At 59.7% G+C, this 14,659-nt stretch carries 12 protein-coding genes; 5 read left to right on the top strand and 7 right to left on the bottom strand.

What is annotated here, in order from left to right; translation table 11 throughout:
- Window positions 1-60: 60 nt before the first annotated feature.
- Window positions 61-2,709 carry a valine--tRNA ligase gene (locus ACZM8Y_RS02040; protein ID WP_479859937.1) on the bottom strand — a complete coding sequence of 883 codons (2,649 nt, stop codon included), beginning with the start codon at window positions 2,707-2,709 and terminating at the stop codon, window positions 61-63.
- Between the two features lie 92 nt (window positions 2,710-2,801).
- Here ACZM8Y_RS02040 and ACZM8Y_RS02035 point away from each other — a divergent pair, with 92 nt between their 5' ends.
- Complete coding sequence (locus ACZM8Y_RS02035) at window positions 2,802-4,121, top strand: BPL-N domain-containing protein (protein ID WP_308771678.1); 1,320 nt, start codon at window positions 2,802-2,804, stop codon at window positions 4,119-4,121.
- Window positions 4,108-5,223 (top strand): GAK system CofD-like protein, encoded by a 1,116-nt coding sequence (locus tag ACZM8Y_RS02030; RefSeq protein ID WP_479860051.1) that lies wholly within the window; start codon window positions 4,108-4,110, stop codon window positions 5,221-5,223. The genes ACZM8Y_RS02035 and ACZM8Y_RS02030 overlap by 14 nt, the downstream gene beginning before the upstream one ends.
- Before the next feature lie 582 nt (window positions 5,224-5,805).
- Here the strand turns inward: ACZM8Y_RS02030 and ACZM8Y_RS02025 are convergent.
- The gene (locus tag ACZM8Y_RS02025) at window positions 5,806-5,970 is read right to left on the bottom strand and encodes a hypothetical protein (protein ID WP_487480185.1); all 165 of its coding nucleotides are present in this window, start codon (window positions 5,968-5,970) and stop codon (window positions 5,806-5,808) included.
- 568 nt (window positions 5,971-6,538) lie between these two features.
- Between ACZM8Y_RS02025 and ACZM8Y_RS02020 the strand changes: the two genes are divergently transcribed.
- Together ACZM8Y_RS02020 and ACZM8Y_RS02015 are read left to right on the top strand one after the other, a co-directional pair.
- Complete coding sequence (locus tag ACZM8Y_RS02020) at window positions 6,539-7,063, top strand: NUDIX hydrolase (RefSeq protein ID WP_302552976.1); 525 nt, start codon at window positions 6,539-6,541, stop codon at window positions 7,061-7,063.
- Window positions 7,064-7,220: 157 nt separating this feature from the next.
- Complete coding sequence (locus ACZM8Y_RS02015; protein WP_489501533.1) at window positions 7,221-7,382, top strand: hypothetical protein; 162 nt, start codon at window positions 7,221-7,223, stop codon at window positions 7,380-7,382.
- Between the two features lie 337 nt (window positions 7,383-7,719).
- Here ACZM8Y_RS02015 and ACZM8Y_RS02010 read toward each other — a convergent pair whose 3' ends face one another.
- The 5 genes from ACZM8Y_RS02010 to htpX all read right to left on the bottom strand — a co-directional run bounded on the left by ACZM8Y_RS02010 (window position 7,720) and on the right by htpX (window position 11,650).
- Window positions 7,720-8,430: a YggS family pyridoxal phosphate-dependent enzyme gene (locus tag ACZM8Y_RS02010; protein ID WP_489501532.1), complete on the bottom strand. Its 711-nt coding sequence runs from the start codon at window positions 8,428-8,430 to the stop codon at window positions 7,720-7,722.
- 3 nt (window positions 8,431-8,433) lie between these two features.
- Entirely contained in the window at window positions 8,434-9,369 is a 936-nt protein-coding gene (gene era / locus ACZM8Y_RS02005) for a GTPase Era (RefSeq protein ID WP_302552974.1), read from the bottom strand.
- 78 nt (window positions 9,370-9,447) lie between these two features.
- Window positions 9,448-9,840 carry a DVU_2496 family lipoprotein gene (locus ACZM8Y_RS02000; protein ID WP_302552973.1) on the bottom strand — a complete coding sequence of 131 codons (393 nt, stop codon included), beginning with the start codon at window positions 9,838-9,840 and terminating at the stop codon, window positions 9,448-9,450.
- Between the two features lie 524 nt (window positions 9,841-10,364).
- A complete protein-coding gene (locus ACZM8Y_RS01995) occupies window positions 10,365-10,502 on the bottom strand; it encodes a hypothetical protein (protein ID WP_487480070.1) in 138 nt (45 codons plus the stop codon).
- Window positions 10,503-10,786: 284 nt separating this feature from the next.
- A complete protein-coding gene (gene htpX, locus ACZM8Y_RS01990) occupies window positions 10,787-11,650 on the bottom strand; it encodes a zinc metalloprotease HtpX (protein ID WP_302552972.1) in 864 nt (287 codons plus the stop codon).
- Window positions 11,651-11,849: 199 nt separating this feature from the next.
- Between htpX and ACZM8Y_RS01985 the strand changes: the two genes are divergently transcribed.
- Window positions 11,850-13,547, top strand: a complete 1,698-nt coding sequence (locus tag ACZM8Y_RS01985; RefSeq protein ID WP_479860097.1) for a hydantoinase/oxoprolinase family protein — start codon at window positions 11,850-11,852, stop codon at window positions 13,545-13,547.
- Window positions 13,548-14,659 lie beyond the last annotated feature (1,112 nt).

Raw genomic sequence — 14,659 nt, 5'->3', positions numbered from 1 at the left:
GGGAGAGGGAAGCCTTTCTCCAGAAAGGTTCCCTCTCCCCTCCCCAATCTTCAACCGGGATTACATGACATCGCGGAAGCGCTGCTGGAGGGCGGTGAGCTTCACGCGGGCGTCGGTGAGCTCGGCGACGCGGGCGCGCTCGCGCTCGACGATTTCGGCGGGCGCTCGGCTGACGAAGCCTTCGTTGGCGAGCTTCTGGTTGAGGCCGCCCAGCTCCTTGTCGATCTTGCCCAGTTCCTTTTCAAGGCGGGCCAGCTCGGCGGCGAAGTCCACAGCGCCGGACAAATGCACGATGACCTCGCAGCCCTGCGCGACATGGCTCGCGGAAGCCTTGGGCGCTTCGCCGTCGGCGTCGATGATGAGCTCGCCGAGGCGGGCCAGCGTCACGATGACTTCACGGTTCGCCTCAAGGACATCCTTCTGGTGGGCGTCGGACGGGCGGAGCAGCACGGTCAGCCTGTAGGACGGCGCAATGTTCAGCTCGGCGCGGATCGTGCGGATCATGCCGATGGCTTCCTGCACGAATTCCATGCGGGCGGCGGCTTCGGGCTTGAGGCAGCCGGGGCGCGCTTCGGGCAAGAGCTGCACCGCTACGTCGGAACCGGCCCCGCCGGGCAGGGCCTGCCAGATTTCGGCGGTCACGAAGGGCATGATCGGGTGCATGAGGATGAGGAACTCGCGCAGGGCCGTCCACAGCACATATTGGGCTTCCGCCTTGCGGGGGCCTTCTTCCTTCATGTCCGGCTTGATGAGCTCCAGATACCAGTCGCAGAACTCGTTCCAGAGGAACTTGTAGAGGGTCTGGGCGGCGTCGTTGAAGCGGTAGGCTTCGATGGCGTCGTCCACATCCTTCTTGACCTCTTCGAGGCGGTGGAGCAGCCACTGGTGATGCAGCCCCTGCACCTTGCCGAGATCCACGGCGGCGGGCACGTCTTCGGGCAGGTTCATGAGCGCGAACCGGGAGGCGTTCCACAGCTTGTTGACGAAATGGCGGTAGCCTTCGATGCGCTCTTCCGAAAGGCGGATGTCGCGGCCCATGGCGGCGAAGGCCGTCAGGGTGAAGCGCAGGGCGTCGGTGCCGTACTTCTCGATCATCACCAGCGGGTCGATGACGTTGCCGGTGGATTTGGACATCTTGCGGCCCTGCGCGTCGCGCACGAGGGCGTGCAGGTAGACGTGCTTGAAGGGCACCTGATCCATAAAGTGCAGGCCCATCATCATCATGCGGGCCACCCAGAAGAACAGGATGTCGAAGCCGGTGACGAGCACGGAGGTGGGGTAGAACGTGGCGAGATCCTTGGTCTTGTCCGGCCAGCCCATGGTGCTGAAAGGCCACAGGGCGGACGAGAACCACGTGTCGAGCACGTCGGATTCCTGCACCAGCTCCGTGCAGCCGCAATCGGGGCAGGACGTGGGATCTTCCTCGGAGACGATGAGCTTGCCGCACTGGGCGCAAGTCCATGCCGGGATGCGGTGGCCCCACCAGATCTGTCGGCTGATGCACCAGTCGCGGATGTTGTCGAGCCAGTTGTAATAGGTCTTCATCCAGTTTTCAGGGAAGATCTGGGTCATTTCCGGCACGGCGGCGCGGGCGCGGGGCGCGAGCTTCGTGGAAGCCACGAACCACTGTTCGGACATATGCGGCTCGACCACGGTCTTGCAGCGGTAGCAGTGCCCCACGCTGTGATCGAGATCCTCGATCTTCACGAGCTGGCCGGAAGCCTGCAAATCCTCGACGATGCGCTTGCGGCACTCTTCCTTGGACAGGCCCGCATACGGCCCGGCCTCGGCGGTCATGTTGCCGTCCTCGTCGATGCACTGGATGAATTCGAGGCCGTGGCGTTCGCCGAGCGTCCAGTCGTTGGGGTCGTGGCAGGGGGTGACCTTCAGGGCGCCGGTGCCGAATTCCTTGTCCACATAACGATCCGCGAACAGCGGGACGGCGCGGCCTACGATGGGCACGATGATTTTTTTGCCCACGAGCCCGGCATAGCGCTCATCCTCAGGATGGACGCACACGCCGGTGTCCGCCATGATGGTTTCGGGGCGGGTCGTGGCGATGATCACCGAGCCGGATCCGTCCTCGAAGTCGTAGCGGACGTGGTACAGGTGGCCCTTTTCGGGCATGTGATCCACTTCGTCGTCGGCAAGGGCGGTATGGCAGCGGCTGCACCAGTTGATGATGTACTTGCCCTTGTAGATGTACCCTTCCTTGTACAGCTCCACGAACACCTTGCGGACGGCCTTGGAAAGGCCCTCGTCCATGGTGAAGCGTTCGCGCGTCCAGTCCACGGAATCGCCGAGCATACGGATCTGGTTGAGGATGCGGTTGCCGTAGTCCTCTTTCCACTGCCATACGCGCTCGACGAAGGCTTCGCGGCCGAGGTCGTGGCGGCTCTTGCCTTCCTTGGCGAGGGCGCGTTCCACCACGTTCTGGGTGGCGATGCCCGCGTGGTCGGTGCCGGGCAGCCAGAGCACCTTTTTCCCTTTCTGGCGGGCGTGGCGGCAGAGCACGTCGATGAGCGTGTGGTTCAGGGCGTGGCCGATGTGCAGCGCGCCCGTGACGTTTGGCGGAGGGATGACAATGGAGAAAGGTTCGCCCGGGCCGTCGGGGTCGGGAGTGAAGGTCTTGTTCTTTTCCCAGTACTCACGCCAGTGGTCTTCCACGGCATGGGGCTCGTAGCCCTTGGGTAGCGCGTTTTCGGACATTGCCTGCTCCGATGAAAGGGTTCAAAGGCTCGTGTCAGCGAGGGAGGGCGGGTGTTGTCAACGGCGCCCGGTTGTTCTATGCAGAAGGGACCATGACTGACATAGCCATATTTTGGGATGCTTCACAGCTTTGGGGCCTGCTCGTGTGGCGGGCCGCCGAAGCGTTCGGGCTTCCGTACCGTCTGGTCAAAGCGAAAGAGATAGCTCAGGGCGCGCTTTCTGACAAGACGTCTCTTCTGCTTGTACCCGGCGGAACGGCCCGGCACAAGTCTGCCGCATTGGGGGAAAAAGGGCGGGAGGCCGTCCGTGCATGGGTGCGCGGCGGGGGGCGCTACGTGGGCTTCTGCGGCGGGGCCGGGCTTGGCCTTTCCGATGCCGCCGATCCCGTGCGCACCGCCGAAATCGGCACCGGCCTGCAACTCTGCCCGTGGCACCGCGCCGAAATCGGCGAGCGCGTGCAGCACTTCGTTTCCGGGCATGTCCGCGTCCGTTTTCAGGGCGGGCATCCGCTTGTCCCGGAATGTTTTTCCGATCCCGTCCCCCCCGGTTCCGAACCGGCCATCCCCATCTGGTGGCCGGGGCGCTTTGCGGCATCCTCCGGCGGCCCCGGCGACGGCGTGGACGTGCTGGCCCGGTATGCGGGCTCCGATCCCCGCACCTGCCCGCCGGATCTGTGCGTGGCTGATTTGCCCCTTTCCTCGCTGTCCCCCGCCGTGCTCGAACAATGGATCGAGCTGTACGGCGTCGCGCTGGCGCCGGGATTCCTCAACGGGCAGCCCTGCGCCCTGCATGGGCGGTACGGCGAGGGGAGCTATACGCTCAGCTACAGCCATCTGGAGACGCCCGGATCGCCGGACGCGAACCGCTGGTTTGCGCACATCCTGCGCACGCTGACGGGGTTCGAGCCGAGGGCGGATACCGTCCCGGCGTGGCGTCCCGGCGAAATGCCCGTATTGTGGCATGATCCCGATCTGCTCGAAGCCCGGCGCGGCATGGGCGAGCTGATCCGGCTCGGCATCGCCCACGACCTGCTGTTTGAGCGCGCCCCGTGGCTGACGGGGTGGCGTTCCGGCGTTCCGGGGTCGGGCCTCAACACGCTGTTCATGGGGCTGTGCGTACTTACGGGCGTGGCCCCGTCCGCCGAGGCCGAAAGGCTTTGGGCCTCGCAGCGCGTCCGGTTCGGCGAAATGTTTTCCCTGTTCCGGCAGGGCGTCGAGGGGCTCCTGCTTGGGTTGCGCCTCGCCACGATCATGCCGGAAGAAGTGCCGCGCAAGATTCTCGCCGGGCAGCGCCTGACGCTGTTCGGTTCCGCCATGCAGGGCGGGGGCCTTTACAAGGAACTGATGGATATGGTCGACGCATTGCTGTTCTTGAGTTTGGGAAGGCCCGGAGGGTGCGATGGTTCCGCCTGACGAAGGATCGCGCATCCTGTTTTTCAGCGGCGGCACGGCGCTGGCTCCGGTGGCGGCGGAACTCTCCCGGCATACCCGCAACGCCGTCCACGTCATCACCACCTTTGATTCCGGGGGCAGTTCCGCCGAACTGCGCCGCATATTCGACATGCCCGCCGTGGGGGACATCCGGGCCCGGATCATGGCGCTGGCCGATCGTTCCCTTGAAGGCAATCCTGAGATCGTGGAGCTGCTCGGCTGCCGCCTGCCCAAGGATGCCGGGCCGGAAGCCCTGCACCGCGAGCTGGCCTCTCTCGCATCCGGCGCGCACCCGCTGGTGGCTGCGATTCCAGAGCCCATGAACGAGGTCGTTACGCAGCACCTTTCGGCTTTTCGGGCGCTGATGCCCGCCGATATGGATCTTGCCGGGGCGAGCATCGGCAACCTGATCCTGACTTCCGGCTACCTTTCCCTTGATCGCCAGCTTGAGCCCGTGGTGCGGGTGTTTTCCGGCATGGTGCAGGCGCGGGGCGTGGTTATGCCCGTATCGGATTCCTGCGCCCACCTGTGCGTGCAGCTTGAAAACGGCGAGGTCATCGTGGGGCAGCACCGTTTCACCGGCAAGACCGCGACCGCCGTCACCTCACCCATACGGGATATGTGGCTTTCAGCCTCGCTGGATGATCCTTCCCCCGTTTCCGTGCCCATCCAGCCGCGCCTTGCCCACGTCATCCGGGCTGCGGATCTTATCTGCTATCCCGTGGGCAGTTTCTTCTCTTCCGTGATGGCGAACCTGCTTCCCCTCGGCGTAAGCTGCGCCGTCCGCGAGGCCGCCTGCCCCAAGGTATTCATTCCCAATCTCGGCACCGACCCGGAGCTTTTCGGGCTCACGGTGCAGGATCAGGTGGCGTATCTGCTGCGTTTCGGGGCCGACGGCTGCCCGGCGGGGCAGGCGCTCAACTGGCTTCTGGTGGACGAGGACGAGTCCCGCTATCCCGGCGGCATCCCCTACGAGTGGCTTACCCGGCTCGGCGTCCGCGTCCGCAAGGCGCATCTTGTTTCCGAGCCCCCCTACCTCGACGCGGGGTTGCTGTGCCGCGAGCTTTTGGGTGAGTGGACGTAGGGAGGATTGGGGAAGGGAGGGGGAACCTTTCTGGAGAAAGGCTTCCCCCTCCCTTCCCCAACCCCCATCCCTCCCTCTCCAAAGACTTTCGTAATGGGGTGTGGGAGCTTCATGGGCGTTCCCTTTGGAAAAGGGCGGGGTTTACCGCAGGATATTTTTCTCAACAGATGTTGGCTGAACAGTCGGTGTATTATTGCCTGAAATTCCAAGCATCCCTGTCATAGGATGTGGCGTTTTAGCACCACAGTATGATGAAAATACAGCTTTTTTCTCCAGTTTTTCGTTGAAGGACTCTATGTCTGAGGTATTTTATTGGGTTATTCCTTTGGAATTTCAAGAAAGGAAGCATCAACCATTTTTTATGGAGCAGTCTTCCAAGCAAAGAATCAATGAAATGCCTCAGACAAGGGCTAACCAATAAAAAAGGCCATAGCAAAGGCTCTGCCATAGTATGCGGTTGTTTTATATTCATAATACAGTGAAAATACGGACTTTTTCAGATTTCCCCTTGGCGGAATCCATGTCTAAGGCATTTATTGGTTATTTCTTTAGAACTTCAAGGAAAAAAGCGTTAATCCTTTTCTATGGTGCAGCCATAGCAAAAAGTTGATATTTTATTTCAGGCAATCCACGATAGGTACTGAGGAAGGCTTTTTTTACTTTGGGCCCGCCAGCAAATACCTTCAAAAAGCCCAATGAAGTCAACTGCTGTAACATGGCATCAATCAAATATGATGATAGGGTCATAAAAAGGTTGTAAAAGGCCGTGTTCGGAAATGAATTGTATTCTTTTATATTTCAATTAAATAAGGAATAAAACATGACTTTGTCATAGTATGCGGTTGTTTCATCTCCGCAACGCGATGAAGATACAGCCTTTGTATCCGTTTTCCCCCTTGGCGGAATCCATAGCCAAGGCATTTTGCTGGTTATTCCTTTGGAACTTCAAGGAAAAAAGCATCAACAATTTCCTATGATACAGCCCAAAACATATTAGCCGCAGCTCCCTTCAAAGGAAAAGCGGGATAAAAACACCGTATTTTCACCATATAGATATGAAACAATCACATCCTATGGCGGAGTTTTGTAAAAAATATTGTATATTCAGTAGATTAAATATCTATGCCTTTCATTAGGGAAACTATGCAGCATCATTCAGGAGGGGAATGTTCTTATCAGGAAATGAACTGAAGTAATCTGTTTCACCGTGGAATAATTGAAGAACAGCGCAGAATCCGAAAAAGACTGTTGCGCTTTCCGGCTACTTTTGGGAAGAAAGAATGTTTGCGGGCGATAAATGGGGGGATTCCCCTCTATGCGTACGGGGAACATCCCCTTCATTTTACTCAAGGGACTGACGATGAAGACTGAATTGACCTGTCCGAAATGCGGTGCGATTGTTGAGAAATATCTGAATCCCAAGCCGACCGTGGATATCGTGATTTATGAGCGCGAGCGTGGCCTTGTGCTGGTGGATCGCAAGAATCCCCCCTACGGCAACGCCTTGCCGGGCGGCTTCATCGATCTGGGCGAGTCCGCCGAGCAAGCTGCCGTCCGTGAAGCCTTTGAGGAAACCAATCTGCGTGTGAAGTTGACCGGGCTGCTCGGCGTGTATTCCGCACCCGACCGCGATCCGCGTCAGCATACCATTTCCATCGTGTTCATCGCCGAACCCCTGAACCCTGATCAGCTCCGTGCCGGTGATGATGCCGCGAAGGTTGCTTTCTACTCAATGGAAGCCTTGCCCGCCCTTGTTTTCGACCACGCACAGATACTCGCCGATTTCAAGGGCGTCCTGTACGGCGGGCGCCACGCCGCCGGGCTCACGACGCCTTGGTAAGAGGGAAAGAAAAGCATTGGGGAGGGGAGAGGGAACCTTTCTGGAGAAAGGTTCCCTCTCCCCTCCCCAAACCCCACCCCTCTCCTTCCCAAGACTTTTCGTTTATCGAATCCCTCTTGGCGGCTATTCCTATTGAAAAATAAGGCCCTGTCATGGTATGTGGCCGTTATCTCCACAGCATAGTGAAAATACAGCCTTTTTCCAGTTTTTCCCTTGGCTGAATCCAAGGCTAAGGCATTTTGCTGATTATTTCTTTGAAACTTCAAGGAAAAAAACATCAACCGTTTTCTATGGCACAGCCAAAAATAAACAGCCCTGAACAAAAATGTTCAGGGCTTTTAGGTTGTGTCTTCAATTAGATATAATCCATTGAAACTATTTAATCACGTTTAAGCCTCAAAAATATTTTAAATAATTTCAAATAACTACATGTTAAATAACGAAACAACCTACGTAACATTATGTACTTTGAGCCTTGCAACCTTAACAAGTCCTACGCCGGAACGGACTCCCGCCGCGTAACCTCCCCACCAGTCGAAAGTCTTTGAAGAGGATAGGGGAGGCTTGGAGGGGGAAGGGGAAACTTTCTTTAGAAAGTTTCCCCTTCCCCCTCCAAATCTTCTCTCTCTCTCTCTCTCTCTCTCTCTCTCTCTCTCCTACGCCTCCACAGGCCGGGGGCCGAAAATGTCTGTCCCGACGCGGACGAGGGTCGCGCCTTCCTCGACGGCCTGCATGCAGTCGCCGGACATGCCCATGGAAAGCTCAGGCAGCTTGATGCCGAGGCGGGCTTCAAGGGCGTCGCGCAGCTCGCGGAGCCGGGCGAAATAGGGCCGGGCGGCTTCGCCGTCGTCAAAGAACGGGGGCAGGCACATCAGGCCGCGCACTTCAAGGCGCGGAAGCGCAAGGACGGCTTCGGCAAGGGCGGGCAGATCGTGCTCGTCTACGCCGGCCTTCTGCGGCTCGTTGCCGATGTTGACCTGAAGGAGCACGCGCTGTACCGGAATGTCCTCAGGCAGGCGGCGGGCCAGCGTTTCGGCGAACTTCAAGTTGTCCACCGTGTGGATGAGCGCGAAACGCCCGGTGACGTCCTTGGCCTTGTTGGTCTGGACGTGGCCGATACAATGCCACTCCACATCAAGATCGGGAAGGGCTTCCTGCTTGGCAAGCGCTTCCTGCACGTAATTTTCGCCAAAAACCCGTTGTCCGAACCCGTATGCCGCGAGGATGGCCTCCACAGGATGGAGCTTTGACACGGCAATGAGATGTACATCTTCCGGCTTGCGCCCCGCGATGCGGGCGGCCCCGGCGAGGCGCTCGCGCACGGCTTCGAGGCGTTCCCCAAGCGCTGCTGTTTCTGACGGATTCATGGGCTAGTACTCCGCTTCAGCTCCAAAGCCGAGGCTGTGCAGGAACTGCGGGTCATCGACCCAGTCCTCACGAACCTTGACCCAGAGTTCGAGGTGAACCTTTTTATCGACCAGATCCCGGATTTCCTTGCGGGCGGCCGTGCCGATGGCCTTGATGCCTTCCCCGGCCCGGCCGATGACCATGGCCTTATGCGAAGGCTTCGCTACGTAGATGGCGGCGTGGATGAGCACGCGGTCGTCTTCTTCGTCCCACACTTCAACGTCCACGGCGACGGAGTAGGGGACTTCCTGATACAGCTTTTCAAAAAGTTTCTCGCGGATGATCTCGGCGGCCATGAACTTCATGGGAGCCGTGGAAAGCTGATCTTCGGGGAACTGCGCTTCGCCTTCGGGCAGGTGGGAGCGGATGAGCTCAAGGAGCTGTTCCATACCGTTGCGGCGCAGGGCCGACGCCGGGAAGATCTCCGCCTTCGGGAACATTTGGGCCACGGATTCCAGCAGGGGCAGCATGCGCGACTTGTCATGGAACAGGTCGACCTTGTTCACCACAACGATGACGGGGCGTTCCTCTTCGGACAGGGGCTGGATAAGGGGCGCGAGATCGCGCTCCATAAAATCGGGCTTGCGCAGGTACAAATCGCCGTCGATGACGAGCACGATGCAGTTCGCCACCGCGAAGCTCTGCCACGCCGACTGAACCATGATCTTGCCGAGCTGGCCCCTTGTCTGGCCGCGCAGGGCGTGCACGCCGGGCGTATCCATAAAAATGACTTGGGCATCCTTCTGGGTCAGGATGCCGACGATGCGGTTGCGCGTCGTCTGCGGCTTGGCCGTGACGATCGCCACCTTTTGGCCCACAAGGGCGTTGGTAAGGGTGGATTTGCCCGCATTGGGCGGCCCCATCAGCGCTACCCATCCACAACGGTGTGCTGTTGCCATATCGTCTCCTCAAAAAACGCAAAAATGTTGGTTTCATACTTCCGCTTCGGAGCGGGATGTCATCAAATCTCAAAATGCCTAAAGCGCGACGAGCTGGGCCGGGCGCCGCATGCGCCATTCGCCGGGCCGCACTTCCACGACATCCTCTTCCCATACGCCCTCAAGACGGTACACGCGCCAGAGGCCGGGGAGGAGTTTATGATCGTGCTCCAGCCGTTCTTCGAGCATCCGGGCCATTTCTTCCGTACAGAAGACGGGGAGATCCTCATAGCGGCCTTCCGAAGCCAACAGCGTCGCTTCGTTGTGCTGAATATACTGCATATATGACGCGGGCGCGAGAACAAAAATGCCGTCGCATTCGGAGCGCTGCACCGGCACGGGTTCCTCGCCAAGGGTTCTTTTTTCGCCGCACCCGGAAATGCCGAGGCAGGCCGCAAGCGCCAGACCTATCGAAAGGCTCCCATATTGCATCGTTTACTCCAAGGAACACCGAAAAAGCCATGATTCAGGATGGATGGCGGACGGCTTTGGGAATCGCTCCCGGAAGGCCCCGCAGCTTCTGGCCTGTCCCCCGTCAAGTGGACAGGGGGCAGACCAAGGTGAGAGTCCTAGTGGGGCTTTTCAACTTGTCCACCCAAACGGGGACATATCATTCCCGCCGGGGCCGCCGCCCGGAAAATGCTTCCGAAGGGCCTGTTTCGCTACCGGAATATGCGCCCAGCGTCAAGGATGATAGAAGCGGCTGGAAAGGGGAACCCCCCATGAAGAAGGAAAAATGCCCTCCGCCGCGTCCCTGTTTTTTTGTGCGCCCCTTCGAGGAGAGGCCGAACAGGTGGCGCCCACGCCCATTAAAAGGGAGCATTCAGGGGCGTTCGAGCGGAGGAAAGGATCATATCCCTTTCGGCCTGCTGCCAAGGGAGTGCCTGATTGTCCGGGGATAAAAAAGGTTCCGCATCCGGTTCGTGCCGGGTACGGAACCTCTCTCATTGGCTGGGTCATGGGAATGGTTGATGCTTTATTTCTCTCAATGCCAAGGGCATAACCAATAAAATCCCCCAACCATAGCGTCCATCAACGGGAAAATGAGAGAAAAAGCCTCTCTTTTCACCATACTGTGCAGATGAAACAACCATATTCTATGACAGGGGCCTCTCTTTTTGGGGCGGGAGGAAAACGGCCTGCCGTATTTGGAGTGAGCTGGTCTTTCCTTGTCTTCTTTTGAGGCGTGGAGAAAGCGCAATATGAACGACAGGGCCGTGTATTTCGGTGAAAGTGCTGGCCTTGCCGGAAAGCGTTCGAGCGGCTCACTTTGAGGGGGGCATCGGGCGGGAAGCAGCCACAGGCAGGGCCCGGCGGGGCAGGCAAGGCGCATTTCCCCGGAAGGGCAAGGGCAATGCCCCTGCCCGCCGGAGTTTTTTTATCTGACGCCCGCCATTTCGCGGAGACGGGCGATACGGTCGTTGATGTCGGGATGGGTGCTGAACAGCTTGGCCATGCCGCCGCCGAAGAGGGGGGCGACGATGAACATTTCCGCCGTGGTGGGGTTGCCGTTCTGCATGGGGATGCGCTGGTTCCATGACTGGAGCTTGCCGAGCGCGGCGGCGAGGGCGAGGGGCTGCCCGCAGTAGCGCGCCCCGCTGGCGTCGGCGAGGTATTCGCGCGAGCGGGAGATGGCGAACTGGATCAGCGACGCCGCGATGGGCGCGAGGATGGCGAGCACGATGGCCATGAGCGGGTTGCCGCCGCCTTCTTCGCCGTCTTCGCTGCTGCGGCCCATGCCAAAGATGGCGGCGAACTGCATGAAGTTGGCGATGGACACGATGGTCGAGGCCATGACCCCGGCGATCGTCTGGATCAGGATGTCGCGGTTGGCGATATGTGCGATTTCATGGGCAAGCACGCCCTTGAGCTCTTCCGGGGACAGCAGGCGCAGGATGCCCTCCGTGACGGCGACCACGCTGTTTTCGGGGTTGCGGCCCGTGGCGAAGGCGTTTGGGGCTTCTTCGGGAACCACGGCGATGCGCGGCATGGGGATCTGGGCGTTGGCGGCCAGCTCGCGCACCATGCTGTAGATCATGGGGGCTTCGCTTTCCGACAGTTCGCGGGCCTGATACATCCTCAGGACGATTTTATCGGAATACCAATAGCTCCCCACGTTCATGATCAGGGCGAGGCCGAAAGCGATAACGATCCCCGTCTTGCCGCCCAGGGCGCCTCCGAGAACGATGATGAGGCCGGAAAGCAGGGCGAGCAACATGAATGTCTTCAGTTGGCTGGTCACGTAAGTATTCTCCTTTGGTGTTGCGACCGATCCCGGATCGGTTGCCGATCCGGTTCTTTTCCTTGTAATAGGGGAAAGTATAGGGTCGGGGGGGCCGTTTGGCAAGGGCGGCCGGGGTTTCCCTGCGCCGGGGTTTTGCGTTACGCTGCACCGGGCGCGGCGATCCGTTTCTGGAAACAGGCGCCTCAGGAGGCCATACGTGTCAGAAGAAAGGAAAAAAACGGTCGTGCTCGGGCTGGATATGGGCGGGACGCATACCGACGCCGTGCTGTTGCGCGGCGGGACGCTGCTCGCGTCCGTCAAGGTTCCCACCAACCATCAGGATTTGCTTGTTTCCACACGGGAGGCCCTGCACGCGCTGTTCGAGTCGGGGGCGGCGCTTCCGGCGGATGTGAGTCGGGCGACGTTCGGGACGACCCTCGCCGTGAATGCCGTAGTGCAGGATGCCTGCGCGCCTGTGGGACTGCTGATCAGCGCGGGGCCGGGCCTTGATCCGGGCTGGTTCGGGCTGGGAAGCCATACGGCGCTCGTGCCCGGCGGCGTGGATCATCGGGGAACGGAAGTCGTGCCTCCTGATTTGAAGGCGATCCGCCGCGTTGTGGCCCAATGGCGGGAGGAAGGGCTGACCGCGTTCGCCTGCGTCGCCAAATTTTCGACCCGCAACCCGGCGCATGAGGACGCGATGGCGGAGGTCATACGTGAAGCCTTCGCGGACGGCCCGGAACCGGTGATCGCGCTTGGGCATCGCTTGTCCGGGCGTCTGAATTTCCCGCGCCGCATCGCCACGGCCTACTGGAACGCGGCGGTCTGGACGTTGCACAACCGATTCGCGGATGCTGTGGAAGCCAGCCTGAGGGACATGGGGATCGGCGCGCCAGCCTATCTTTTGAAGGCCGACGGGGGAGCCATTCCGCTTTCGGTGTCCCGCAAGCGGCCTGTGGAAGCCCTGCTTTCCGGCCCCGCCGCCAGCGTCATGGGCATGATGGCCCTGATGCCGTCCTGCTCCGAAGATACCCTTGTGCTCGACATGGGCGGAACGACGACGGACATAGCCTTGCTTGCCGCCGGGCAGCCGGTCTTGTCGCCTGACGATCTGGCGGTCAACGGCCGCTCCACGCTCGTGCGTGCGCTCAAGTCCGTTTCCATCGGGCTTGGAGGGGATTCTCAGGTGACGGTCACGTCCGGCGTTCAGGTTGGCCCTTTGCGCAAGGGGCCCGCGCTGGCGTTCGGCGGGACGGACGGCCCTACGTTCCTCGACTGCCTCAACGTGCTTGGGCATGCGGACGCCGGGGATGTCGCCGCGTCACGCGCGGGTGTGGAATCCCTTGCCGCCGCCCACGGCTTGCGTGCGGAATCCCTCTCGCGGCAGGTTTTGGACTATGCCCGTTCCCGCGTCGCCTCCGCCGTGCGTTCGCTGCTCGATGATGTGAACAGCCGTCCCGTGTACACGCTGGCGGCCTTGCTTGAGGAACGCGCCGTCCGTCCTGCCCGCGCCGTGCTTGTGGGCGGCCCAGCCGAGGCGGTGGCCCCTCTGCTTGGGGACGCTCTGGGGATTCCCGTGGAGACGCTCGGCGATCCCGTGCTTGGCCCTGTCGCCAACGCCATTGGTGCGGCGCTCACCCGCCCCACAGCGAGCCTTGATCTGTTTGCGGACACGGCGGCAGGCGTGCTGCTGGTTCCGAGCCTCGGAATCCGCAAGTCCATTACACGGCGCTACACGCTTGAAGAGGCCAAGGCCGAGGCGTGCGCGCTTCTCCGTGAACAGGCCGCCTTTGTTTCCGCGTCTCCCGAAATCGACGTTACCGAGGCCCAGCTGTTTGCCACGCTCGACGAGTACGGGCGCGGGGGCCGGGACATCCGTGTCCGTTGTCAGCTTCGGCCCGGCGTCGAACGGTAGATGGGTGAAAGATTGGAGGGGGAAGGGGAACCTTTCTGGAGAAAGGTTCCCCTTCCCCCTCCAAACCTCCCCCTTCCCCTCCCAAGACTTTTGACCTTATCGAATCCCTGACCGCAGCTTTCCAAGATATATGGATTATATTTTATTATGTTGTTTTTACAATGAAAGAGAAAGGTATGCACAGATGAGGTGCGCTCGGAAGGCGCTGTCGGGATAAAAGGCCGATATTCCATTTTTTTGCAATCCCCCAAACACCATCTTGCTGATATCCACCTCTGCGGAATGCTGTAGATGGGGCCTGTTCTCGGTGAGAAGAAGGCGCAATGGTATCTACCTACAGGGAATATTGCCGCATGGCTCCAGCCTGTCCCTTTGCCAGTATCCGCTTATAGGCAGCCTGTAGATGGGTTTGGGCCTCGGCGGGAGAAGGTACACTGATATCCGCCTACGGGGAATGCTGGCAAAAGGGATTTGATAAACACAAAAGCCTTTGGAAAGGGAGGGATGGGGGCTGTCCTCGGTGAGAAGAAGGCACAACGTTTCTACCGACAATGAATGTTGCCGCATGACTCCAACCTGTCCCTTTGCCGTATCCGCCTATAGGGAGCCTATAGATGGGGTTTGGCCTCGGCGGGAGAAGATGCACTGATATTCGCCTACGGGGAATGCTGGCAAAAGGGATTCGATAAGCACGAAAGTCTTTGGAAAGGGAGGGATGGGGCTGTCCTTGGCGATGAGAAGACGCAACGTTTTCTACCGACAATGAATGTTGCCGCATGACTCCAGCCTGTCCCTTTGCCAGCATCCACCATAGGGAGCCTGTAGATGGGTTTTGGCCTCGGCGGGCGAAAGTGCACTGATATTCGCCTGCGGGGAATGCTGGCAAGAGGGGTTCGGTAAACACGAAAGCCTTTGGAAAGGGAGGGATGGGGTCTGTCATTGGCGAGGAGAAGGCGCAACGTTTTCTACCGACAATGAATGTTGCCCATGGCTCCAGCCTGTCCCTTTGCCGTATCCGCCTATAGGGAGCCTATAGATGGGGTTTGGCCTCGACGGGAGAAAGTACACTGATATTCGCCTGCGGGGAATGCTGACAAGAGGGATTCGATAAG

It is taken from the genome of Bilophila sp. (genome assembly GCF_057864385.1).
The sequence above is the reverse complement of the archived record's forward strand: the minus strand, read 5'-3'. Positions and strand labels throughout refer to the sequence as shown.

What these genes read in the sequence shown, in the direction of transcription:
- ACZM8Y_RS02030 (WP_479860051.1), top strand. Translation starts at nt 4,108, where the DNA reads ATGGTTCCGCCTGACGAAGGATCGCGCATCCTGTTTTTCAGCGGCGGC.
- ACZM8Y_RS02015 (WP_489501533.1), top strand. Translation starts at nt 7,221, where the DNA reads ATGTGGCCGTTATCTCCACAGCATAGTGAAAATACAGCCTTTTTCCAG.
- ACZM8Y_RS02025 (WP_487480185.1), bottom strand. Translation starts at nt 5,970, where the DNA reads ATGACCCTATCATCATATTTGATTGATGCCATGTTACAGCAGTTGACT.
- ACZM8Y_RS02035 (WP_308771678.1), top strand. Translation starts at nt 2,802, where the DNA reads ATGACTGACATAGCCATATTTTGGGATGCTTCACAGCTTTGGGGCCTG.
- ACZM8Y_RS01995 (WP_487480070.1), bottom strand. Translation starts at nt 10,502, where the DNA reads ATGGTTGTTTCATCTGCACAGTATGGTGAAAAGAGAGGCTTTTTCTCT.
- ACZM8Y_RS02000 (WP_302552973.1), bottom strand. Translation starts at nt 9,840, where the DNA reads ATGCAATATGGGAGCCTTTCGATAGGTCTGGCGCTTGCGGCCTGCCTC.
- ACZM8Y_RS02040 (WP_479859937.1), bottom strand. Translation starts at nt 2,709, where the DNA reads ATGTCCGAAAACGCGCTACCCAAGGGCTACGAGCCCCATGCCGTGGAA.
- era (WP_302552974.1), bottom strand. Translation starts at nt 9,369, where the DNA reads ATGGCAACAGCACACCGTTGTGGATGGGTAGCGCTGATGGGGCCGCCC.
- ACZM8Y_RS02020 (WP_302552976.1), top strand. Translation starts at nt 6,539, where the DNA reads ATGCGTACGGGGAACATCCCCTTCATTTTACTCAAGGGACTGACGATG.
- ACZM8Y_RS02010 (WP_489501532.1), bottom strand. Translation starts at nt 8,430, where the DNA reads ATGAATCCGTCAGAAACAGCAGCGCTTGGGGAACGCCTCGAAGCCGTG.